At 74.3% G+C, this 23,478-nt stretch carries 17 protein-coding genes; 7 read left to right on the forward strand and 10 right to left on the reverse strand.

The annotated features are described in order from the left end of the window. The first annotated feature begins 16 nt into the window (after positions 1-16). Positions 17-1,996 carry an FUSC family protein gene (locus ACZ5UI_RS11630; RefSeq protein ID WP_464197347.1) on the forward strand — a complete coding sequence of 660 codons (1,980 nt, stop codon included), beginning with the start codon at positions 17-19 and terminating at the stop codon, positions 1,994-1,996. Here the strand turns inward: ACZ5UI_RS11630 and ACZ5UI_RS11635 are convergent. Then, complete coding sequence (locus tag ACZ5UI_RS11635) at positions 1,984-3,756, reverse strand: N-acetylglutaminylglutamine amidotransferase (RefSeq protein WP_464197348.1); 1,773 nt, start codon at positions 3,754-3,756, stop codon at positions 1,984-1,986. The two genes, ACZ5UI_RS11630 and ACZ5UI_RS11635, sit on opposite strands and share 13 nt — an antisense overlap. Positions 3,757-3,806: 50 nt before the next feature. Between ACZ5UI_RS11635 and ACZ5UI_RS11640 the strand changes: the two genes are divergently transcribed. From ACZ5UI_RS11640 to ACZ5UI_RS11650, 3 genes are all read left to right on the forward strand, one after another. Beyond that, positions 3,807-4,568 (forward strand): gamma-glutamyl-gamma-aminobutyrate hydrolase family protein, encoded by a 762-nt coding sequence (locus tag ACZ5UI_RS11640; RefSeq protein ID WP_464197349.1) that lies wholly within the window; start codon positions 3,807-3,809, stop codon positions 4,566-4,568. Positions 4,569-4,677: 109 nt separating this feature from the next. Next, complete coding sequence (locus ACZ5UI_RS11645; protein WP_464197350.1) at positions 4,678-6,084, forward strand: circularly permuted type 2 ATP-grasp protein; 1,407 nt, start codon at positions 4,678-4,680, stop codon at positions 6,082-6,084. Next, a complete protein-coding gene (locus ACZ5UI_RS11650; RefSeq protein ID WP_464197351.1) occupies positions 6,069-7,211 on the forward strand; it encodes a carboxylate-amine ligase in 1,143 nt (380 codons plus the stop codon). Before ACZ5UI_RS11645 ends, ACZ5UI_RS11650 begins: the two co-directional genes overlap by 16 nt. Before the next feature lie 3 nt (positions 7,212-7,214). Here the strand turns inward: ACZ5UI_RS11650 and ACZ5UI_RS11655 are convergent, their stop codons facing one another. The 6 genes from ACZ5UI_RS11655 to ACZ5UI_RS11680 all read right to left on the reverse strand — a co-directional run bounded on the left by ACZ5UI_RS11655 (position 7,215) and on the right by ACZ5UI_RS11680 (position 13,410). Next, positions 7,215-7,802, reverse strand: a complete 588-nt coding sequence (locus ACZ5UI_RS11655) for an acyltransferase (protein ID WP_464197352.1) — start codon at positions 7,800-7,802, stop codon at positions 7,215-7,217. Between the two features lie 29 nt (positions 7,803-7,831). Continuing rightward, positions 7,832-8,083, reverse strand: coding sequence for a hypothetical protein (locus ACZ5UI_RS11660; protein WP_464197353.1), 252 nt, complete (start codon positions 8,081-8,083; stop codon positions 7,832-7,834). After that, on the reverse strand, positions 8,080-9,174 hold the full coding sequence (locus ACZ5UI_RS11665) for an SDR family oxidoreductase (RefSeq protein ID WP_464197354.1): 1,095 nt from the start codon (positions 9,172-9,174) through the stop codon (positions 8,080-8,082). The genes ACZ5UI_RS11660 and ACZ5UI_RS11665 overlap by 4 nt, the downstream gene beginning before the upstream one ends. Positions 9,175-9,235: 61 nt before the next feature. After that, on the reverse strand, positions 9,236-9,955 hold the full coding sequence (locus tag ACZ5UI_RS11670) for a LuxR C-terminal-related transcriptional regulator (protein WP_464197355.1): 720 nt from the start codon (positions 9,953-9,955) through the stop codon (positions 9,236-9,238). Further along, positions 9,945-11,054, reverse strand: a complete 1,110-nt coding sequence (locus ACZ5UI_RS11675; protein WP_464197356.1) for a GAF domain-containing sensor histidine kinase — start codon at positions 11,052-11,054, stop codon at positions 9,945-9,947. Before ACZ5UI_RS11675 ends, ACZ5UI_RS11670 begins: the two co-directional genes overlap by 11 nt. Before the next feature lie 34 nt (positions 11,055-11,088). Next, on the reverse strand, positions 11,089-13,410 hold the full coding sequence (locus ACZ5UI_RS11680; RefSeq protein WP_464197357.1) for a hypothetical protein: 2,322 nt from the start codon (positions 13,408-13,410) through the stop codon (positions 11,089-11,091). Positions 13,411-13,486: 76 nt separating this feature from the next. Between ACZ5UI_RS11680 and ACZ5UI_RS11685 the strand changes: the two genes are divergently transcribed. Next, the gene (locus ACZ5UI_RS11685; RefSeq protein ID WP_464197358.1) at positions 13,487-16,045 is read left to right on the forward strand and encodes a helix-turn-helix transcriptional regulator; all 2,559 of its coding nucleotides are present in this window, start codon (positions 13,487-13,489) and stop codon (positions 16,043-16,045) included. Positions 16,046-16,210: 165 nt separating this feature from the next. Here ACZ5UI_RS11685 and uvrA read toward each other — a convergent pair whose 3' ends face one another. Next, complete coding sequence (gene uvrA / locus ACZ5UI_RS11690; protein WP_464197359.1) at positions 16,211-19,123, reverse strand: excinuclease ABC subunit UvrA; 2,913 nt, start codon at positions 19,121-19,123, stop codon at positions 16,211-16,213. A 70-nt stretch (positions 19,124-19,193) separates the two neighbouring features. After that, positions 19,194-20,072 (reverse strand): DivIVA domain-containing protein, encoded by an 879-nt coding sequence (locus ACZ5UI_RS11695; protein ID WP_464197360.1) that lies wholly within the window; start codon positions 20,070-20,072, stop codon positions 19,194-19,196. A gap of 87 nt (positions 20,073-20,159) precedes the next feature. On the opposite strand from ACZ5UI_RS11695, the gene ACZ5UI_RS11700 reads away from it, so the two are divergent. Continuing rightward, the gene (locus tag ACZ5UI_RS11700; RefSeq protein WP_464197361.1) at positions 20,160-21,002 is read left to right on the forward strand and encodes a DNA-3-methyladenine glycosylase family protein; all 843 of its coding nucleotides are present in this window, start codon (positions 20,160-20,162) and stop codon (positions 21,000-21,002) included. Positions 21,003-21,766: 764 nt separating this feature from the next. Here ACZ5UI_RS11700 and ACZ5UI_RS11705 read toward each other — a convergent pair. Next, complete coding sequence (locus ACZ5UI_RS11705; RefSeq protein ID WP_464197362.1) at positions 21,767-22,504, reverse strand: HhH-GPD family protein; 738 nt, start codon at positions 22,502-22,504, stop codon at positions 21,767-21,769. Between the two features lie 65 nt (positions 22,505-22,569). On the opposite strand from ACZ5UI_RS11705, the gene ACZ5UI_RS11710 reads away from it, so the two are divergent. After that, entirely contained in the window at positions 22,570-23,478 is a 909-nt protein-coding gene (locus ACZ5UI_RS11710) for a hypothetical protein (RefSeq protein WP_464197363.1), read from the forward strand.

Genomic DNA, 23,478 nt, shown 5'->3' on the forward strand with positions numbered 1-23,478 from the left:
GATAGGTTGCCGGGCCGTGCGTGACGACGGCCTGGTGCGCGAGGTCCTGCGCCTCGACCGTTCTCGCGTGGCGGTCGACGCCGCGCTGCCCTGTGCGCTGGCCTTCGCGATCCCGCTGGTGATCGGGTTGGCCACCGATCACGTGGCCGACGGCGTGACGGCGTCGATCGGCGCGCTGATCGTCGGCTTCGCCAACCTCGGCGGCGGCTACCGCGTCCGCGCGCTCACGCTGCTGTCCACCACGCTGGCCGCCGGCCTGGCCGCCCTGGTCGGGGGCGCGACCGGCGCGTCCGACGCGGCGACCGTGCTCCTGATGGGCGCCTGGGGCTTCGCGGGCGGCCTGCTCGTCGCGCTCGGCCCGCGCCCGGCCTTCGCCGGGATGCTGTCGACCTGGGCGCTGCTGCTGTCCGCCGACCTGCACGTGCACGGGGTGGGTGCCGTCCATGTCGCGGCGCTGATGACCGTCGGCGGTCTGCTGCAGACCGCCGTCGCCGTCGCCGCCTGGCCGCTGCGCCCGCTCGGGCCCGAGCGCCGCGCCGTGCGCACCGCCTACCGCGCCCTGGCCGTGTGCGCCCGGTCGCCCTCCAGCGCCGGCCTGGCCCGCTGCGCGGCCGCGCTGGCGGCGGCCGCGGAGCTGATCGGCGACGCGCCCAGCCGCACCGGCACCCGCGAGCGCCAGCGCGAGCTGGTCGAGCAGGGCGAGTGGATCCGCCTGGAGATCGCGGCGCTGAGCGACGTGCGGCCGGCCGATCCCCAGGCGGTCGACCGCCTGCTGGCCGATGCGGCCGACGCGCTGGACGGGCTGGCCGCGGGCCGGCCGGTGGCCGACATCGCCGCGCTGCGCGCGCGGGCCGCCGCGGTCAGCGCGCCCGCGGTCCAGCAGCCCGCGCTGATGCTCGTCACGCGCATCAGCCAGGGCGGGCGCGATCCCGGCGTGACGCTGCCCGGATCGCCCCGCGGCGGAGCCCTGTCGCGCAGCCTGGTCGCCCTGCGCGCGCAGCTGACGCCCCGCTCGGGCGCGTTCCGCCACGCCACGCGGCTGGGCGTCGCGCTGATGGTCGCGGTGATCGCCTACCGCGCGCTCCCGCTGCAGCGCGGCTACTGGGTGCCGCTGACCGTCCTGTTCGTGCTCAAGCCCGACTACCTGGCCACCTACTCGCGCGGGCTGGCCCGGGCCGCGGGCACGATGCTCGGCGTGATCGTGGCCGCCGCGATCGTCACGCTCGCCCACCCGAGCGACCCGGTGGTGCTCGGGCTGATGACCGTGCTCGCGCTGGCCGCGTACGCGCTCTTCCCGGCCAACATCGCGCTCTTCTCGGTGACGCTGACGATCCTGATCGCGCTGCTGGTCGACTTCTCCGGCGCGTCGGCGATCGGCGCGATCGAGGACCGCCTGATCGACACCGCGATCGGCTCGGTGATCGCGCTGGGCGCGTTCGCCCTGTGGCCGACCCGCGAGGAGGAGACGCTGCGCCAGCGCATCGCCGACGTGGTGGCCATCCACGGCCGCTGGCTGAGCGCGATCGTCGGCGGCCTGGCCGACCCGGCGGCCTACGACCCCGACGCGATGCACCGCGACCGGCTGGCCGCCCGACTCGCGCTGACCAACGCCCAGGCCTCCCTGCAGCGCGCCGCCGCCGAGCCCGTGGCGCGCCGGCCCGACGTGGGCCGCGCGGGCGCGATCCTGGCCGCGATCGTGCGCATCGACGACAGCGCGCTCGTGCTGGCCGAGACGGCGCACGACCACCGCTCGCGCGGCGTGCACCCGGCGATCGCCGACTGGGGCCAGGCGCTGCGCACCAGCCTCGACGACTTCGCCGCCGAGCTCGGGGATCCCGCGGCCGTCGCCGCGCCCGATCCGCCGGAGCCCTCCACCCTCGCGCTCGTCGACGCCGCCCGCGCCCGGCCCGACGACGTCGTGCTGTCGATCACCGCCACCCGCGCGACCTCGATCCTCGCCGCGATCGGCGGGCTGCGCCTGCGTCAGACGCCCTGAGCCTGGAGCCACAGCTCCAGCAGCCCGAGCTGCCACAGCTTGTTGGCGCCCGACGGCGTCAGGTGCTCGTTGGGCTCGCGCAGCAGCCGGTCGACGTAGGCGTCCTCCCACAGCTCGCGCCGGCGCGCCTGGGGATCGGTCAGCGCGTCGCGCACGAGGTCGAGGTAGGGGCCTTCGAGCTGGACCAGCGCCGGAACCGGGAAGTAGCCCTTCGGCCGGTCGATCACCGCGTCGGGCACGATCCCGCGGGCGGCGCGCTTGAGCGGCCCCTTCCCGTCGAGCTCGAGCTTGACCTCGGGCGGGCAGGCGGCGGCCAGCTCGACCAGCTCGTGGTCCAGGAACGGCGTGCGCGCCTCCAGGCCCCAGGCCATCGTCATGTTGTCGACGCGCTTGACCGGGTCGTCGGGGAGCATCACCTGCTGGTCCAGGCGCAGCGCGAGGTCCAGCGGCCCGCCCACCCGCGCGCCGTCGAAGTGCGCCTCCACGAACTCGCGGGACACCGGGTCGTCGAGCGTCAGCTCGTCGTCGACGAAGCGATCCATCTCGTCGTGCGTGCGGTCGAAGAACGCGTCCTCGTAGTCGCCGACCGGGTCGTCGCTGCCGTGCATCGGCGGGTACCAGTGGTAGCCGGCCAGCACCTCGTCGGCGCCCTGACCGGTCTGCACGACCTTCAGGTGGCGGCTGACCTCCTGGGAGAGCAGGTAGAAGGCGACGGCGTCGTGGCTGACCATCGGCTCGCTCATCGCCGCGATCGCCTCCGGCACCGCGGGCAGCATCCGGTCGGCGCCGATGCGGATCTGCACGTGGTCGGTGGCGAACTCGCGGGCCACGATGTCGCTGTAGGCGAACTCGTCGCCGGACTGCTCGCCGACCGCGTCGAAGCCGATCGAGAACGTCTTCAGCCCGTGCTGCCCCTGTCGGGCCAGCAGGCCGACGATCAGGCTGGAGTCCAGGCCGCCCGACAGCAGCACGCCGACGGGCACGTCGGAGACCATGCGGCGCTTGACCGCGGTGGCCAGCGACGCGCCGATCGCCTCGCCCCAGTCCGCCGCGTCCATCGCGCGGTCCTCCGAGCGCCGGCGGTAGGGCGGGTCCCAGTAGCGCGTCTCGTGGCGACGCCCGTCGGGCTCGATCACCAGCAGCGTGGCCGGCGCGAGCTTGCGCACGCCGCGCAGGATGGTCATCGGCGCGGGCACCACCGCGTGCCAGGACAGGTAGTGGTGCAGCGCCTCGGGGTCGATCGAGGTGTCGATCCCGCCGCCGGCCAGCAGCGCCGGGAGCGTGGAGGCGAAGCGCAGGGCGCCGTCGACGTCGGCCAGGTAGAGCGGCTTGACCCCCAGCCGGTCGCGGGCCAGCACCGCACGGCCGCTGTCGCGCTCGATCACGCAGAAGGCGAACATGCCGATGAAGCGATCCACGCACCGCTCGCCCCAGCGGTGGTAGGCCTTGGCGATCACCTCGGTGTCGGAGGTCGAGAAGAACGTGTAGCCGTGGCCCTCCAGCTCGGCCCGCAGCTCCTGGTGGTTGTAGATGCAGCCGTTGAACACGACCGCCAGGCCGAGCTGCGAGTCGACCAGCGGCTGCGAGCCCGCCCGCGACAGGTCGATGATGCACAGGCGCCGGTGGCCGAGCGCCACGCGGCCCGAGGCCCACACGCCGTGGTCGTCAGGGCCGCGACGGACCATCGTCGCGGTCATCCGGGCGACGGCGTCGACGTCCGCCGGCCCCGCTTGCCGCAGTTCTCCGCACAATCCACACATCGGACGTCAGGCCTTCCCGCCGGGGGCGTTCGTTACGCTCGCTCGACTCTATGGCCCCGCTGATCGGCATCTCGACCTCGGAGCTGCGCACGCCGCCGCACGTCGAGCCGTTGGCCGAGTCGGATCCGGCCCGCCGCGAGCTCGCCCTCGGACTCGACTACCCGCGCGCCGTGGACGCCGCGGGCGGCATCCCGGTGGTCGTGCCGCCGATGGCCGCCTCCGACGTCGAGGGCCTGCTGGACCGGGTCGACGGGCTGCTGCTGTCCGGCGGTCCCGACCTGCACCCGTCCTACTACGGCGCCGTCCCCCACGACTACCTGGGGCCGACCGAGCCGCCGCTGGACGAGTTCGAGCTGAACCTGCTGCGCGCCGCGGACGAGCGCCGCATGCCGATCCTGGCCATCTGCCGCGGGCTGCAGGCGCTGAACGTGTGCCGCGGCGGAACGCTGTGGCAGCACCTGCCCGAGGACGTCGGCGGCGCCATCCAGCACCGCCAGTCCGAGCCGGGCCGGGTGGCCACGCACGCGGTGCGCATCGAGCCGGTCAGCCGGCTGGCCAAGGCGCTCGGCGCCACGCACATGGACGTCAACTCGTTCCACCACCAGGCCGCCCACGAGCTCGGCCGCCGGCTGCGCGCGGTGGCCTGGGCGCCCGACGGCGTGGTCGAGGGCCTGGAGGCCACCGATCGCGACTTCGTCATCGCCGTCCAGTGGCACGCCGAGTCCCTGATCGCCCGGGTCGATCATCAGCAGCTGTTCGCCAGCTTCATCGCGGCCGCCAGCACCCCGGCAACGGCCCGCAGCGCCGCCTGATTCTCCCGTTCCCATCGAGGTTTCGCACCACTCGGTCCACGCTTTCGGGGTGCGCGTTGTCCGCTCGGTCGATTGCGCGGCGGTGACACCGGGGTAGGTTGACTGGGAGATGACCGTCCAGGAGCGACGGGTCACCCCCATCTCCTACGAGCCAGCTGACGCGTGGGACGAGGCATTTGACGCCGCCGGGGAGCCCAGACCGTTGTACGAGTCGCTGCTGGCTCGCTTGGCCGATCGCGATCTGGGAGCGCTGGGCCGGGCGGTGGCCGAGCACGCCGCGAGCGAGGGCGCGACCTTCGGCGGCGACCAGGCGTTCCCCGTCGATCCGATCCCGCGGCTGATCGCCGCCGACGAGTGGAGCGAGCTCGAGGCCGGGCTGGGCCAGCGCGTGCGGGCGCTGGACGCCTTCGTCGGCGACATGGCCGGCGAGCGGCGGGTGATCGCGGCCGGCGTCGTGCCCGAGCGGCTGGCCTCCACGCTGCCCTTCCTGGAGCCGGACCTGGCCGACCTGCCCGCGCCGGCCAGCGCGCACATCGTGATCGCCGGCCTGGACGTCGTGCGCGATCGCGACGGCCGCTTCCACGTGCTCGAGGACAACGTGCGCACGCCCTCCGGCATGGCCTACCTGCTGGCCACCCGCCGCGCGACCAAGGCGCACCTCGACTACGACGAGCCGCGCCGCCCCGTGCGCGCCGCGCTGGCCAACCTGCTGGGCAGCGTCCTGGCGGCCGCGCGTCCGCTGCCCGACTCCGACGCCGCCGTGGTCGTGCTCTCCGACGGCCCGGACAACTCCGCCTACTTCGAGCACCGGGTGCTGGCCGAACTGGCCGGCGTGACGCTCGTGCACACCGACGACGTGCGCGTGGACGGCGACCGGCTGGTCACGCGCGACGGCGGCCGGGCGATCCAGGTCGTCTACCGGCGCACCGACGAGGATCGCCTGCGCGACACCGACGGACAGCTCACCTCGATGGGCGAGCTGCTGCTGGAGCCGCTGCGCGCCGGGACGCTGTCGGTGGTCAACGGCTTCGGCACCGGCGTGGCCGACGACAAGCGCATCTACCCCTACGTCGACGAGATGGTCCGCTTCTACCTCGACGAGGAGCCGCTGCTGCCCTCGATCGTCACCTACGACCTCGAGGAGCGCGAGGCCCGCGACGAGGCGCTGGAGCGCCTGGGCGAGCTGGTGCTCAAGCCGCGCGACGGCCACGGCGGCCGCGGCGTGCTGATCGGTCCCGCGGCCAGCGGCGTCGAGCTGCGCGAAGCGGCCGAGACGGTGCGCGCGGATCCCGGCGGCTGGTGCGCCCAGGAGCTGGTCAAGCTGTCGACGCACCCGACGGTCATCGACGGCCGGCTGGCGCCCCGCCACGTCGACCTGCGGCCCTTCCTGTTCTACGACGGCACCCGGGCGGCGGCCCTGCCCGGCGGCCTGACCCGCGTCGCGCTCACGGAGGGCAGCCTGGTCGTCAACTCCTCCCGCCAGGGCGGTGGGAAGGACACATGGGTCCTCCCCTGAGCGGCGAGCTCCCCACGTGGGCCACCTGGGCCGGCTCCGGGCGCGACACCGCGTTCACGCTCGGCGTCGAGGAAGAGGCGATGTTCGTCGCGCCCAACTCGTGGAACCTGGCCGGCGCGATCGACGAGATCCTGCCCCGCCTGCCCAGCGACGTGGCCCAGCACGCCAGCGCCGAGACGCACGCCGCCGCGCTCGAGCTGGCCACCGGTGTGCACGAGACCGTCGGCGCCGCCGTGGACGAGCTGCGCGGGCTGCGCGCCGCGCTGCGCCAGACCGCCGAGGGCTGTGCGCTGGCCGTCGCGGTGTCGGGCACGCACCCGTTCGCGGTGTGGCGCGACGTGTCGGTGTCGACCGGCGCCCGCCAGGCGCTGGTGTACGGCTCGATGCGCGAGCTGGCCCGGCGCGAGCCGACGTTCGCGCTGCACGTGCACGTCGGGGTGCGCGATCCCGAGGATGCCCTGCGCGTGGCCAACGCGATGCGCGTCCACCTGCCGGTGCTGCTGGCGCTGAGCGCCAACTCGCCGTTCTGGCAGGGCCGCGACACCGGGCTGGCCTCGGCCCGCACCCCGCTGTTCCAGGCCTTCCCGCGCGTCGGCATCCCCCGGGCCTTCGCCGACTACGAGGACTGGGCCAGCACCGTCGACCTGCTCGTGCGCTGCGACGCCTTCCCGGAGGCCACGTTCCTGTGGTGGGACGTGCGCCTGCAGCCCAAGCTGGGCACGATCGAGATCCGCGTGATGGACGCGCAGACGCGCCTGGAGTCCAACGCGGCGCTGGTCGCGCTGGTCCAGTCGCTCGTGCGCCTGGAGACGCTCGAGGGCTACGCCGAGCCGCTGGCCATCAACTCGCCCGAGGTGCTGGACGAGAACCGCTTCCTGGCCGCCCGCGACGGGGCCGACGCCGCGCTGATCGATCCGGTGGCCGAGCGCCGGATCCCGCTCTCGGAGATCGTCGAGTCGATGCTCGACGCCTGCCGTCCGCACGCCCAGGACCTGGGCTGCGAGCGCGAGCTGGAGGCCATCCGCTACCAGCTGACGCACCCGCCGACCAAGCACCAGCTCGACCTGGCCCGGCGCCGGCCGGACCGCCTGCACGGGCTCGTCTCGGCGCTGGCCGACGAGTACTGAGTCCTAGTCCGCGCCGTAGGTGAGCGTCTTGATGACGCGCGCCGGCGCGCCGACCGCCACCGAGTAGGGCGGCAGGTCGGTCGTCACCACGCTGTTGGCGCCGACCACGCAGCGCTCGCCGATCGTCACGCCGCTGGTCACGACGACGTGCGCGCCCAGCCACACGTTGTCGCCCAGCCGCGTCGGGCCGCGCGAGGTGAAGCCCTGCCACGGCACCGGCATCGTCGGATCGTCGAAGCGATGGTTGGCGTCGGTCACGAAGCAGCCGTTGGCCAGCATGCAGTGCTGGCCGATCTCGACCAGGTCCATGGAGGCGACCATCGCGTTGAGGTTGAGGAAGCTGCCCGCGCCGATCGTGATGCGCGCGGGCCCGGGCGCGGTCAGCCACACGCCGGGCTCCAGCAGGACGTTCTCGCCCAGCGTCAGCCGACCTTCGTCGAAGGCCTCGAGGACGTTGCCGTGGACCGGCCAGCGGATGAACGCGCCCGCGCGAGCGGCGTGCAGGTGGATGCGCGCGCGGTGCAGCGGCAGCGAGTTGCGCTCGTACCAGCGCCACTTCTGGGCCCACAGCTTGGCCTTGGCGATGTCCAAGCCCGGGATCTTCCCAGGCCTGGCCATCCTCACACCCGGTGGACGACGGTGTGCGTGTCGGCCCAGGGCTGGCGCAGCAGGACGCGCAGCGTCTGCTCGCCGGTGAGGGCGATGTCGTAGGCGTGGTCGCAGGGGTCGCAGGCGCACACCACGATCGCGCCGTCGTTGGCCTGCTCGATCGTCGCCTCCGAAGGCTGATGCAGGCAGTACGGGCAGGCGAACGAGGCCTGCACGAGCGGGTCGGGGTCGTCGGGGAAGAAGCGGGCCATCTCGGTGCTCATGCGGCAGCGGCCTCCTCGATGCGCACGCCGGCCAGGCGCAACGCGGTCTCGCGGGTGGTCGGGACGCGCCCCCAGCGCGTCTTCTCGGCGTAGTCCATGAGGCGCTCGAACAGCGCGTCCAGCGGCTCGGAACGCAGCCCGGCGGGCTCCAGCAGCTCGCGCGCGTGGGTGTCGTCGAACTGCGTCTTGACGTCGAAGTAGGGCACCAGCGCCTCGGTGCCGCCCGCGATGCGCATCGGGGCGAAGACCGGCGCGGGCTGGGCGAAGCGCTCCTGGGCCAGCGCGAGCACGTCGGCGACGCGCGCGGCGCGCTCGCCGGCCACCAGGTTGATCGTGCGCCCTTCGACGTCGGGCGCGTCGACCAGGTGCACGATCGACGCCGCGACGTAGTCCAGCGGGACCGCGTCGACCAGGCCGTCGGGGTCGGCGGGGACGCGATCGAGCAGGCCGCGGGCGAAGGCGCGCAGCGGCAGGTAGAGCGCCGAGAACGCGGGCGTCCAACCGCTGACGCCGTCGCCGACGACGATCGACGGGCGCGCGATCACGACGGGCAGCCCGCTGCCGCAGACCAGGCGCTCGGCCAGGTGCTTGGTCTGCTCGTAGGTGTTGCGGAACGCCTGACCGGCGACGAGGTCGGTCTCGCGGAACACGCCGTCGGTGCGCCCAGCCACGAACGCGGTCGACACGTGCACCATGCGCCGCAGCTGCGGCATCCCGTGCGCGAGCTCGAGCACGCGCTGGGTGCCCAGGGCGTTGACGGCGAGCGCTTCGGGCAGCGGCTGGTCGAACCCGACCGCCGCGGCGCAGTGGATCACGCGGTCCGCGTTGGCGGCGATGTCGCGCCGGTCGGCGGCCGCGAGACCGAGGCGCGAGCGGGTCACGTCCCCGCACACCGCGCGGACGCGCGGCGCCAGGCGGGGCGTGTCCCACAGGCGCGAGAGCGTGGCGTCGAGGCGGGCGTCGGCGGCCTCCTGGTCCGGCGCCCGCAGGAGGACGATCACGTCGTCGCGTCCACGCTCCACCAGCCGCGCGAGGATCTCCATCCCCACGACACCGGTGGCCCCTGTCAGGACGATCGCGCCACGGTCCATGACCCCCAGAGTGCCGACCGCGCGCGCCGACCGCCACCACAACCCGACGCCCGGGGGGTCGTCAGGCCAGCAGGCCGAGGCGCTGCGCGCGCACCACCGCTTCGGCGCGGTTGCGCGCGTCGAGCTTGCGATACAGCGAGCTGCTGTGCTCCTTGACCGTGTGCGGCGACAGGAACAGGGCCGCGGCGATCTCGCGGTTGGTCGATCCGCGCGCGATCAGGTCCAGCACCTCGTGCTCGCGCTGGGTCAGGCGGGGCATCGACTGCTCGTCGACGGCCGGGAAGACGGTGCGGCCGTAGCCGACCTCGCGCACGGCGTCTGCCAGCTCCGGCGCGGGCAGGTCCTTGGAGACGAAGCCGGACGCGCCCGCGGCGCGCGCGGCGTTGGGCGAGATGCGCCCGGCGCCGGAGATCAGCAGCACGCGCGTGCCCGGGGACTGCAGCCGCAGGGCCTCGCAGATCTGCGCGCCCGACTCCTCCCCCAGGAACAGGTCGACGAGCGCGACGTGCGGGTCCCAGCGCTTGGCGTGGGCCAGCGCCTCGGCGCCCGTGCGGGCGGCCAGGCAGCGCTCGACCCAGGGCTGCTCGCCGAGCATCAGCCGCAGGCCCCAGTGGACGACGTCGTGGTCGTCGACGACGAGCACGCGCAGCCGCCGGCCCCGCGCGGGCGGTTCGGGCGGGCGCGGCTGGCGCGGCGACTCGCGCTCGGCCGGGCGGCTGAGATCGCGCGCGGCCTGGCGGGCGCGGGCGGTGGCGCGGGTCGTGTCGCGCTCAGACGGCATCGTCGGGCACCACGAGCTTGACCTGCCAGCCGTTGCTGCCGACGGGCCCGTACTCGACCACGCCGCCGCTGCGCAGCGCCTCGAAGGCGACCAGGCGCAGTCCCATCCCGGTCGCCCGCCGGCGTCCCTTGGCCCCGTCGTTGTCGACCTCCATCACGAAGGCGCCTTCGTGGCGGCTGAGGCGCACGCCCACGCGCGTGGGCGACGCGTGCTTGTGCGCGTTGCGCACGGCCTCGGTGAGCACGGACTGCACGAGCGACTGAAGCCGGTCCGGGACCGCGTCGGCGTCGCCGCCGTCCAGCGTCACGCCGAGATCGGGGTGCTCGCGGGCCAGGCGGTCGAGCTCGGCGGCGAGCGTCGTCGCGCTGGGTCGCGGTGCGCGGCTCAGCGGCCGCTGGAGCGCCTCGCGCAGGTCGGCCAGCGCTCCCTGCAGCTCCTCGGCACAGCGCCGCCGGGCCCGCGGGCTCAGGGCCGCTTCGCCCGACAGCGCCAGCGACACGCCGAACAGCCGCTGGATGACGCCGTCGTGAATCTCCCGGGCCAGGTCGATGCGCTGCTCCAGCTGGGTGGCCCGCTCGCGCTGGCTGGTGGCGATGCGCGCGACGGCGGCCAGCGCGGCGGTCTTGCCCAGCGACCACAGCAGCTCGCGATCGCTCTGGGTCAGCGCGGGCGCGTCGCGGGCGCGGTCGGCCAGGATCACCCCGACCCAGCGCCCGGACGCGGCCATCGGCGTGCAGATCACCAGCGCCGGGTCGAGCAGGTCGACGTAGCGCGGGGGCAGCAGCGATTGCAGGTCCTCGGACGCCTCGATCACGCGGTCCTCGAGCAGGCTGCGCCCGGCCAGCGGCGCGGACTCCACGGAGAAGTGCTCCCCGGCGAACAGCTCGAGCGGGATCCCGTGCGCGCCGGCCGCCCGCACCCGGCGCTGCGCCGCGTCGTAGCGGAACAGCACCGCCCGCTCCATGTGCGCCAGCCGGCAGACGGCCTCGCACAGACGCCCGTAGAACGCGTCGGGCGACTCGTCGAGGTCGCTCTGGGAGAGGACGTCGGCGAAAACGTCCAGGGCCGCGACGCGGACGTCGGAGGTGGGCGGGGTCATCTCCGCCCATCCTCGCGCGTCCGCGTCGTGGGCGCTACCCGGCCACGCGCGCCAGCGGCAGGATGCCCGCACCGTCGCGGGCCACGACGCCGGCCCCGTCGCGGGCCACGACACCGAGGCCCGGCGGCACCACGATCGCGCCCGACTGGATCAGGGAGACCCCGGCGACGTTGGAGATCAGCGTGCTGCCGGAGTTGCTGACCAGCGGCGCGGCCGGGTTGACCGCCGCCAGCCCCTTGCCGAACACGAGCGAACCGCCGTCGTTGCCGACCAACGTGCTGCCGTCGTTGCCGATCAACGAGGCGCCGTCGTTGCCGACCAAGGTGCTGCCGTCGTTGCCGATCAGCCCGACGCCGATCACCGAGGTCTTGCCCGGGATGATCGCCCCGGTCAGGCTGGCGTCCAACAGCGTGCCCGAGGCGTCGGCGATGCGGCCCGGCACGGACACGATCTGCGCGGGGACCGCCGGCCCGGCGGTCGTGCCGCCGCTGGTCGAGCGGACCACGGCCACGCCCTTCTTCCAGCAGTCGTTGACCAGCGCGGCGCCGGTCAGCGTCGCGGCCGCGGTCTCGCAGGCGTCGCCCTTGGCGCCGACGGACCCGCCCAGCTCCTTCAGCCCGGCCACGAACCCTTCCATCGCCTCGACGAACAGGTCGCGGCGCACGTAGCGGTCGCCCTGCCAGCGGAACAGGCGCCCGCTCTGGGTGGTGAAGTCCTTGCGGCCGCGATCGACCACCGGGATCGTCGCCCAGCCGCGCAACGTGTCCTGGGCGGTGTCGCTGGCGTTGCGCTGCGTCTTGACGCGCACGTTGATCTCCAGATCGCCGGTCCAGTCGATCGGGAAGGTCAGCGTGGCCGCGCCGGCCGAGCCGGTGGCCTGCGAGGCCAGGATCGTGCCGTCCCCGGTCTTGGGGTTCTTGACCGCCTCCACCGACACGCCGAGCACGCGGCGGCTGGTGAAGTTCTCGTTGACGAGCACGGTCACCACGCCGAGGTTCTTGGCCGAGCTGGTCAGCTTGCCATCGGCGCCCAGGTCGAGCTCGCGCTCGAACGTCGGGATCAGCCCCGGCTCGCGCTGGTAGTCGCCGCCGGGACGCGGCGCCAGCGAGATCGTGAAGTCCGACTGGATCGGACGGCGCACGTTGAGCTCGACGAAGAACCGGCGCGCCGCCTTGCCGCGCTCGCTGCCGATCTTGGCCGACTTGATCGTCTCCTGGGTGAAGCTGGAGCTCTCGCTGTAGTCGACGATCCGGAAGCGGCACTCGCGGTCCTCGATCAGCCTGATCGCGTCCTCGTAGGTGCGGTCGTCGAGCGCGTCGGTCAGCTTGCGCGCCTCCGCCCCGCGGTAGGGGCAGGCCTCGCCGCGCAGGTCCTGGGCCACGTCGTAGTACTGCACGCGCACCGTCAGCCGGCAGGCCACGGTGGCGTCGCCGCAGGGCTTGGTCGGGTCGATCCGCACCTGCTGGCCGGGCGCCATCGGGGTCAGCTGGGCCACGACCTCACCGTCATCGACCTTGGCGCGGTAGGCGGACCGGACCTTGCGGAAGGGCAGGCCCTTGGTCAGCAGGCTGTAGGGCACGTTGAGCGCGTCGAGCTGGCGCTGCAGCTGGGTCAGCGAGGTGAAGCGCAGGCGGCCGTCGTTGGTCGGGCGCGCGTCGGGCACCTTGACGGTCCGCTCCAGCGCGCCGGCCGGGGTGGCGGGCCCGGCGGGCGCCGGCGGACCGCCGCCGTTGGGCTTCTGGACGCGGTTGCAGGCCGGCGTGGGCACCTCGTCGACGGCGTCGGCGACGGCCAGGTCGTTGGTGCCGACGATGTCGAGCAGGTCCTCCTCGTCGCAGGCCAGCATCGTGTCCTTCAGGCCGTCGACGGCCTGGACCTCGTCGGTGCCCGGCCCGCCCACGAACGTGTCGGCCGCGCCGCCCCCGGTGAGCTTGTCGTCGCCCTCGCCGCCGATCAGGTTGTCGACGCCGTCGCCCCCGTTGAGCGTGTCGAGGCCGCCCTCGCCCCGGATCGTCGTGCTCAGCGCGCCCTGGATCGTGATCACGTCGTCGCCCGGGCCCAGCGAGGCCATGATCGACGGCGCGGCGCCCGCGCACTTGACGATGCGCAGCGAGCCGTTGTGGTTGCAGTTGTCGCTGGCGTCGGCGAGCACCAGATCGAGCGCGTCGTCCTGGACGATCACGTCGTTGCCGCTGAGGCTGACCGTCATGCGGTTGGCGGTCTCCCGCGGGTCCTCGATCATCACCCCGGCCCCGGCGATCATCCGCACCGAGGCGGCGTGGGCCGCCGGGACGGCGACGAGCAGTCCGACGGTCAGGGTCAGCAGCAGGGCGGTACGGGCACGGGCGCGAGACATGGCGGGGCACCGTAATCCCGGGGTGCGCGCTTTGCCCCAGGGAGCCTCCCCAGGATTTTGAACTAGGTTCTGGTCCGTGAGCGACCGCCTGGCCGGCCGCAGCCAGGCCTTGACCGCCATCGACGCCCTCCTGCGCCGCCTGCGCGCGGGCGCCGGAGGCACGGTTCTGCTCGCGGCTCCGCCGTGGATGGGCGCCGGCGCGGTGCTGCGCGAGGCGCAGCGACGGGCCGAGGCCGAGGGCCTGGCCAGCCGCTGGTCCGACGTGGGCGATGTTGGCACCGGGCCGCTGCTGGTGCTCGACCCGGGCGAGGATCCGCGGCGGCTCGCGGCCCTCGCGGCCGTGACCGCGGAGCGCCCGGTGGCGCTGCTGTCGGTGGTGCGACCCGGGGCGGCGGCGCTCGACCCGGAGCTGGCCCGAGCCGAGGCGCTCGCGCTCGCCGTGGTCACGCTGGAGCCGCTGGCGCCGCAGGCCGGCGCGGCGCTGGCCGCGCGACTGGGCGCGGCCGACGGCTCGGCCGTGGCCGCGCTGGCGGGCGGGCGGCCGGGCCTGATCGCGCAGCTGGCACCGGACGCCTCGACGGCGGCCGAGCGACTCGGTCGGCTGCTGCGCGGGGCGCTGCTGGACGCGGGCGCCGACGCCGCCGCGTTGGCGGAGGTGCTGGCGGTCCTGGGCCAGGACGACACCGAGCCGGCCACGTGGGGCGAGGCCGCGGCCGCGGCCGCGATCGGCCACGACGCGTCGGCCGGCGCCGTCGACGCCCTCACCGCGTTGGGGCTGGTGACCGGCGCGCCGCGACTGGCCTGGCCGGCGGCGGCGCAGGCACTGCTCGACGGTCTACCCGACGGGCTGCGGGCGCGGCGTGAGCGGGCGGTGGCGGTGGCCCGTGAGGCCGCGGGCCGCCCGGCGGCCGTCGTGGGCGCGCACGCGGCGCGGGCGCTCCCGTGCGGCGACGCCTGGGTGGTGGGCGCGCTGCGGGCCGCGGCGCGGGCCCGGCGGGCGGCCGGCGACCCGGCGGGCGCGGTGCCGCTGCTGCGCCGGGCGCTGGACGAGCCACCCCCGCGGGAGGCGCGGACGGGGCTGCTGAGCGAACTGGCCCAGGCGCTCGGGGCGGCCGGGGACCGCAGCGCGGACGCGGTGTGGGCGCAGGCGATCGCCGCCACCGACGACCGGGCGCTGCTGGCCCGCACGTGGTCCGAACGCGGACACCAGGCCATGCTCGACGGCAAGCCGGCGGCCGCCCAGGCGGCGTTCGACTCGGGGCTGGCGGTGGTCGACGCGGAGCGCGACGCGCTGCTGCACCGCGACCTGGTCGCGGCCCGGGCGGGCGCGATCGCGTTCGGCCTGGCCGACATGGGGCTGGTGGAGCTCGACGCGCTGATCGTGGACGTGCCCGGTCCGCTGACGCGATCGGAGCGGGCGCTGCGCGCGCAGGCCGCGCTGGTCGGCGGCCGGACCGGGCAGCTGAGCAGCGAGCGAGTCGTGCAGCTGGCCCGCTGGGCCCGGGACGGCGACGCGATCCTGCAGGACGGCGGCATCGAAGGGCCGAGCGTGAGCCTGGTCACGGGCGCCTACTACTTCGTCGGGGCGCTGCAGGAGAGCCTGGCGCTGATCGACACGGGGATCGCCGACGCCGAGCGGCGTGGGTCCGTCTTCGGCGTGGCGCTGGGCCGCTACCTGCGCTCCGCGCCGCTGCTGCGCCTCGGTCGGGTCGCCGAGGCGTGTGCGGAGTGCCAGATCGCCGACGCCGCCCTGCCCGGCGGAACCGGCATCTGGGCGCCGGCCATCGACCGGACCCTCGCGCTGGCCGCGGTCGAGCTCGGCGAGCCCCAGCGGGCGCTGGGGCTGATCGAGCGCCGCAAGGAGGAGGCGCGCAACGCCGAGGCGATCTGGCCCGTCTTCTTCAACACGCGCGGGGAGATCCGCCGCGCGGCCGGCGACCCCGCCGGCGCGCTCGACGATCACGTCGCCGCCGGCGAGCTGCTGCGCGCCACCGGAGACAGCAACCCGACGATCCTGGCCGCGTGGCGGTCGGGGGCGGCCCGCGCCCTGGTCGCGCTCGGCCGCGCCGGCGAGGCGGTTCCGCTGGCCGAGGAGGAGCTCGCGCTCGCGCGCGCCTGGGGTGCACCGGAGCCGATCGCCTACGCGCTGGTCAGCCTCGGGCTCGCGCAGGGCCGCACCCGGGGGCTGGAGGCGCTGGCCGAGGCCGTCGCGCTCCTGCAGACCAGCGAGTGCGTGCTGGACCGCGTCGCCGCGCAGGTGGAGCTCGGGGCGGCGCTGCGCCGGGCGGGCCGGCGGGCCGACGCGCGCGAGCCGCTGGCCGCCGCGCTGGACGCCGCGCAGCGGCTGGGGCTGGTGGCGCTGCGCGACCGCGCGGACGAGGAGCTGCGGGCATCAGGCGCGCGACCGCGCCGGCGCGAGCGCCACGGGGTGGCGTCGCTGACGCCGACGGAGCTGCGCGTCGTGCGGCTGGCCGCGGGCGGCCTGGACAACCCGGGCATCGCGTCCGAGCTGTACGTCGCCCGCAAGACGGTCGAGTACCACCTGAGCAACGCCTACCGCAAGCTCGACATCGCCGACCGCAGCGAGCTTCCCCCGCTTCTCAGCGCCGCCGAGGACGATCAGCCGGCCGGCTGAGTCCCCCGATCGGGGGGTTTCGGGGCGCCGTCGTTGTTGACGTCCGTTCTGCGAAATAGGGTCCCATTTCGACCCCGGTTGCTTTTCGGTGATGGAACGCTGGATGGGGTCACCCTCCACGGCGGTCCCGGCGCTGAGACGCGCCGGGACCCCTTTGGGAGTCCCCTACGCCGCAGCCTTGGCGGGCGTGCGCTTCCCGTTCCCGTTGCTCGCGGCGCGCGAGCCCTTGGCGGCCGCGGGCTTGACCAGCTCGCGCAGGAAGCGGCCCGTGTGGGAGCCCTCGACGGCGGCCACCTGCTCGGGCGTGCCGGTGGCCATCAGCTGACCGCCCTCCTCGCCGCCCTCGGGGCCCATGTCGATCAGGCGATCGGCGGTCTTGATCACGTCGAGGTTGTGCTCGATGACCACGACGCTGTTGCCCTGGTCGACGAGGCGGTGCAGCACCTCGAGCAGGCGCTGCACGTCGGCGAAGTGCAGACCGGTGGTCGGCTCGTCGAGGATGTACAGCGTCGCGCCGGTGGCGATCTTCGACAGCTCGGTGGCCAGCTTGACGCGCTGGGCCTCACCGCCCGACAGCGTCGTGGCCGGCTGTCCCAGGCGGATGTAGCCCAGGCCGACGTCGTTGAGCGTCTCCAGCCGGCGGCGGATCTTCGGGATGTGGGCGAAGAACTCGACCGCCTCGTCGCAGGGCATGTCGAGCACGTCGGCGATCGTCTTGCCCTTGAAGCGGATGTCCAGCGTCTCGCGGTTGTAGCGCTTGCCGTGGCACTGCTCGCAGGGCACGTAGACGTCGGGCAGGAAGTGCATCTCGATCTTGATCTGGCCGTCGCCGCGACAGACCTCGCAGCGCCCGCCCTTGACGTTGAAGGAGAAGCGCCCTGGCTTGTAGCCGCGCGCCCGGGCCTCCTGCGTCTTGGAGAACAGGTCGCGGATCACGTCGAACAGGCCGGTGTAGGTCGCCGGGTTGGACCGCGGCGTGCGGCCGATCGGCGACTGGTCGATCTGGATGACCTTGTCGAGCTGGTCGATGCCGCGCACGCCCCGGTGGGCACCGGCGCGCTGGCGGGCCTTGGACAGCTTGTTGGCCACCGCCTTGTAGAGCACCTCGTTGACCAGCGTCGACTTGCCCGAGCCCGACACGCCGGTCACGGTTGTCAGCGTGCCCAGCGGCACCTTCACGTCGACCTTCTTGAGGTTGTGCTGCGACGCCCCGAGCACCTCGAGGTAGCCGGTCGGCGTGCGTCGCTTCGTGGGCACCTCGATGACGCGCGTGCCGGCCAGGAACTGGCCGGTGGCCGAGTCCTTGACCAGCGCCACCTGCTCGGCCGTGCCCTCGGCCACGACGTGCCCGCCGTACTCGCCGGCGCCCGGCCCCATGTCGATCAGGTAGTCGGCGGCCCGCATCGTCTGCTCGTCGTGCTCGACGACGATCACCGTGTTGCCCAGGTCGCGCAGGCGCTCGAGCGTGGCCACGAGCTTCTCGTTGTCGCGCTGGTGCAGGCCGATCGACGGCTCGTCCAGGATGTAGAGCACGCCGACCAGCGACGACCCGATCTGGGTGGCCAGCCGGATCCGCTGCGCCTCGCCGCCCGACAGCGTCGCCGCCGCCCGCGACATCGACAGGTAGCCCACCCCGACGTTGTCCAGGAAGCGCAGCCGCTCGTCGATCTCGCGCAGGATCAGCCGCGCGACCGCCTGGTCGTGCTCGGACAGCTCCAGCTCCTCCAGCCAGCGCAGCGCCGACCGGGCGCTCAGCTCGCAGAACTCGTGGATCGGCGTCTCGGCGATCAGCACCGCCCGCGACTCGGGCCGCAGGCGCGCACCCTTGCACACCGGGCAGGGCCGCACCGACATGAACTCCTCGATCTTCTCGCGCGAGTACTCCGAGTCCGTCTCGCGGTAGCGGCGCTCGAGGTTGGTGATGATCCCCTCGAACTGCGTCGCGTAGGAGCGTCGGCGCCCGTAGCGGTTGCGGTAGGAGACCTCGATGCGGTCCTCACCGGTGCCGTACAGGTACAGCTCCTGGTGCTCGGCCGGCAGGTTCTCCCACGGGCATTCGAGGTCGATGCCGTAGGACTCGGCGATCGCCTGCGTGATCTGCTCGTAGTAGTTGCTGGCGCTGTTGGCCCAGGGCAGCAGCGCGCCCTCGCCGATGGTCAGCGCCGGATCGGGCACGACCAGCTCGGGGTCGATCTCCATCTGCGAGCCCAGCCCGGTGCAGCGCTCGCAGGCGCCGTGGGGCGCGTTGAACGAGAAGATCCGCGGCTCCAGCTCGGGGATCGACGGCCCGTGGTCGGGACAGGCGAACTTCTCGCTGAACAGCAGCGTGGTCGGCTCGTCCTCGCCATCGCGGGGCACGGTCTCGACCTCGACCATCCCGTCGGCCAGCGCGACCGCGGTCTCGATCGAGTCGGCCAGGCGCTTGCGCACCTCCCCGCGCATGACCAGGCGGTCGACGACGATCGAGATGTCGTGCTTGAACTTCTTGTCCAGCACGATGCCCTCTTCGAGCGACCGCAGCTCGCCGTCCACCTTGGCCCGCGCGAAGCCCTCGGAGCGCAGCTCCTCCAACTGCTTGCCGTACTCGCCCTTGCGGCCGCGCACGATCGGCGCCATGACCATGAACCGCGTCCCCTCGGGGAGCTCCATGACCTGGTCGATGATCTGCTCGGCCGACTGCCCGGCGATCGGCTTGCCGCAGATGTGGCAGTGCGGCTGGCCGATGCGCGCCCACAGCAGGCGCAGGTAGTCGTAGATCTCGGTGACCGTGCCGACCGTCGAACGCGGGTTGCGCGAGGTCGTCTTCTGGTCGATCGAGATGGCCGGCGACAGCCCTTCGATCGAGTCCACGTCGGGCTTGTCCATCTGCCCGAGGAACTGGCGCGCGTAGGCGCTCAGCGACTCGACGTAGCGGCGCTGCCCCTCGGCGTAGATGGTGTCGAAGGCGAGCGACGACTTGCCCGAGCCCGACAGTCCGGTGATGACCACCAGCGCATCGCGCGGGAGGCTGACGGTGACGTCCTTGAGGTTGTGCTCACGGGCGCCGGAGACGACGATCTGGTTGGAAGCGCGGGCCACGTATCCATAATAGGTGGGCGAACGGACGTTCGGGTGAGCAGGTCCGTCAGCCCAGCAAAAGGCCCTGCTATCAGCCGGTCTCGATCGACGAGTAGACCTCGTCGAGCAGCTGCGCGCGATCGGCCAGGTCGAAGTTCTCGGCCAGGTAGCGATCGGTCTCCGCCCGATCCTGACCGTTCAGGGCCATGTTCAGCGCGATCAGCCGGGCCCCCTCGACGTCGCCGCCGTCGGACCCGCCCCGCACGCCGACCGACGCGGCCGGCGGCGCCTGCAGCGGCTCGAACCCGGCGCGCGACGGCGCGGGGATCGGCTCCTCGATGGCCACCGGATCGACGACCGGCTCGGCCGGGGGCACGGGCACGTCGACGGGCGCCGGCGCGGCGTGGCCCAGCGGCCCGTCCTCGGCGGCCGCGTCGGCGAACGACTCGGTCTCGGGCGTGGTGGGCAGCTCGTCGCCCCGCTCGCCCTGCGCCGCGGTCAGCAGGTCGCCCATGTTGGACTCCAGCAGCGACAGGTCCGCGTTGACGCGGTTGGCGCCGGTGCGCAGCGTCTCCAGCAGCGAGCCCAGCTCGCCCTGCATCGCCTCGACGCGCTCGAGCATCTCGCTCGTGGCGCCCGACACGCGACCGACGTGGCCCTGGGCGCGCTCGATCGCATCGGCCCGCGTGCGCTCCGCGTCGCGCGTGGCGTCGCCGCGGATCTGGGCGGCCTCGTCCTCGGCGTCGCGCTCGATGTCGGCGGCGCTGGACTCGGCCGCTTCGACGATCGCCCGCACCTGCTCGGAGGCGGCCTGGGCGAGCGAGTCACCCGAGCGGCGCTTGACCTGACGGGTCAGCGCCTCCATCTCGTCGGCCAGGCGGCCGAGGTGGGCATCGACCGCGGCGGGGTCGTATCCGCGGCGTCCGATGGGGAAGTCGCGCTTCTCGATGGCTTGGCGGTCGAGGGGCACCTTCAGGTCCTCCGGATAGAGCAGATCGACGGCAGGGTGCGCAGCCTACGCGATCACCCCGACGGCGACACGTAACGTTGTCGGGCCATGACCCGGCTCGCCCTCCCCCAGCCGTTCGCCGCCGAATCCTGGCTGGCGTTCCTGGCCGCGCGGGCGCTCCCGGGCGTCGAGCAGGTGGGCCGCGACGGCTACGCCCGGCCGGGCCTGGAGATCCGCTTGGAGCGCCGTCACGCCCAGGTGGTCACCGGCGACGCGGCGGTGGCCGCCCGCCTGCTGGATCTCGACGCGCCGATCGCGGAGATCGACGCCCGGCTCGGCCCCGACGCGCGGATCCCCGGCCTGCGCGTCCCCGGTTGCGTGGATGGCTTCGAGCTGGCCGTGCGGGCGATCCTCGGCCAGCAGGTAAGCGTGGCCGCCGCCTCCACCCTGGCCGGCCGGATCGCCGCGCTCCACGGCGGGTTCCCGACCGCCGCGCAGCTCGCTGCCGCCCCGCCGCCGGCGTTCATGCCGCCCACGCGGGCCCGCGCGCTGCGGGCGCTGGCCGCCGCGGTCGGCGCCGGCCTGCGGCTCGATCCGCCGCTGGATCCCGCCGCGACCCGCCAGGCGCTGCTGGCGCTGCCCGGGGTCGGCCCGTGGACCGTCGAGTACGTCGCGATGCGCGCGCTGGGCGACCGCGACGCCTATCCGGGCAGCGACCTGATCCTGCGCCGGCTCGACCAGGGCGCCTCGGAGCGCTGGCGCCCGTACCGCGCCTACGCCGCGATGCAGCTCTGGGCGGGCTCGGGCTCCTCGTCGGCCGTGGCCAGCGCCACCACCGGGGCGGCGACGCCCTCGACCCCCGCGGCGCGCAGCCGCAGCCAGGCCACGCGCGCCCACACGGCGGCCTCGTCGACCAGCAGCGCCGCGACCACCGGCACCGTGGCCGGGTAGGGCCCGCGACCGGCCAGGAACGCGCTCTCCAGCAGCATGAAGGCCATGGTCAGGCCGGCCACGCGCAGCTGGCCGCCGGGCCGCCGGGCGGCGATCGCGCCCGCCACGCCGGAGACGAACAGGTCGCCGTAGCCCAGCGTGAACGTGCCCAGCGCGACGTGCGACAGCTCGGGCAGGTGCCCGATGTGCGTGTTCGACAGCGCATCGGCGGCCGCGCCGACGCTGCCGTCGGAGACGAGCACGATGTCGGCCAGCGTCAGGGCGATCAGGCCCAGCGCGACGCCCCGCACGCCGCCCAGCTGCACCAGCGCCGCGCCCAGTGCGACGGCGCTCAGCGCACACAGCAGCGTGATGCCGATCTGGCCGCTGAGGTGCTGCGGCCCGGCGAGGGCGGCGAGCAGCAGGACGGGGATGACGAGCGCCCAGGCCGGCCGGCTGCCGCGCGACAGGCGCACGGCGGCCAGGAGGGCGAGGGCGGGGACCGCGACGATGGCGCCGGCGGTGACCCAGGAGGCCGACGACGGGTTGGCGGCGAGGAGGAGTACGGAAGCGACGAAGAGGACGGGCGGCACGATCCACAACCAGCGCAGGCGAGGGCGTCCGTCACCGACCCGAGGGAGGGCGACGGTCAGTCCCTGCACAGCCGCCAGTGCGGCACAAGACGACACGTCCACGGCGCTCAGGCCATGGAAAAACATGTGTCGGTCTGGAGTACCCGCTTAATCTGAAGTCAACATAAGCGGGAGCGAAAGGTGCACGCGCAACTACCTCCCAGGCAGGGACGTGTGATCACCCTCACGCTCGATCAGCCCGTCGGCGGCCAATCCGTCCAGTGCCCGCTCCAAGCGTTCCGGCGCCAGTTCCGGCCATTTCTCGCGTCCGGCCAGCGCCGCGAGCACCCGTCCGCGGGCGTATCGGTCGGTGTCCTCGAAGCGCTCGCGCGGCTGCCGGACCGGTCGCACGACCTCCAGGCCGCGCGACGCGCAGTTCGAGATCGGACAGACCTCGCACCGCGCGACGTGGGCGCGGCAGACCGTCGCACCCAGCTCCATCACCGCCTGGTTGACCGCGGCCGACCCGCGCGTGGGCTGAAACCCCCAGCGCGCGTAGACCCGTCGCGCGTTGGTGTCGATCGCCAGCTCGGTGCGCCCGAACGCGAACGACCCGACCGCCGCCGCCGTGTAGGGCCCGACGCCGGGCAGCCGGGTCAGGTCGTCCGGCCACCCGCCGTCGGCCACGACGCGGGCCGCCTCCCACAGCGCCTTGGCCCGCCGGTTGTAGCCCAGCCCGACCCACGCGGTCAGCACCTCGGCCAGCGACGCGCGGGCCAGCGCCTCGACGGTCGGCCAGCGGGCCAGCCAGGCCTCGTAGCGCTCGACGACGCGCGCCACCTGGGTCTGCTGGAGCATCACCTCGGAGACGAGGATCGCGTAGGGATCCGTCGTGTGCCGCCAGGGCAGATCGCGCGCGACGCGCCCGTACCAGTCCAGCAACTCGTCCACGCCGCGGCCAGCGTACCGGCGTGGCCTTATCTGGAGCTGACGAAGAACCGGGTAAGACATCCGGCATGGATCTCAGGAGGAAGGCGATCGTCGCCGTCGGCGTGACCGTCGCGGTGGCCGCGGGCGGCGCCGCCGCCTACGCCGCCACCAACGGCTCGTCCACGGGCCACGACCCGCAGCCGAACACCCGCACGGGCTACGGCCCCGGTCCCGGCCACCATGGCGGGCCTGGCCCCGGCCGAGGCTTCTTCGACGCCGACACCCGCGCGGTGCTCGAGCAGCTGCGCACCGCGGTCCTGGACCGGGCACCGGCGATCGTCGGCCCGGTCCTCGACCAGGCCGTGGCCGACGGCAAGCTGACCGCGGCCCAGGCCGCGACCGCGCGCCAGGCGCTCGGCGACCTGCAGGCCGGCCGGCGCCCGTCGGCCGACGCGCTGGCGCTGCTGCGCGACGAGCAGGTCCGCGCGGTGGCCCAGGACGCCTTCAAGGCGGTGGCCGCGCAGGCGGTCAGCATCGCCGCACCGATCCTCGACCAGGCCGTCGCCGACGGCAAGCTCACGCAGGCCGAGGCCGACGCGGTGAAGGCGCGCATCCAGGAGGCCGCCACGCGCGGCGTCCCGTTCGGCGGGCCGGGCCACCGTGGCCCCGGCGGTCCCGGCCGCGCCGGTGGGCCCGGGTTCGGCGGCCGGCGCTCCGACCACGGCCGCGGCCACTTCGGCGGCCCGGGCCGCATCTCGGCCGACGTGCTCAAGCAGGTGCCCGCGGTGGCCGAGCCGATCATCGCCAAGGCGCTGGCCGACGGGAAGATCACCCAGGCGCAGGCCGACTCGCTGCGCCAGGCCGCGACGGCCGTGGCCGACCAGGGCCCGTCCGCGCTGGCCCAGTACCGCGACCTGCTGCGCGACGAGGGCGTCCGCGACGTCGTCCACGACATCGGCGAGGCGCTCGCCGCGAAGGTCAAGTCGGGCGGCTAG

The organism is Conexibacter sp. JCM 18997, assembly GCF_055391915.1.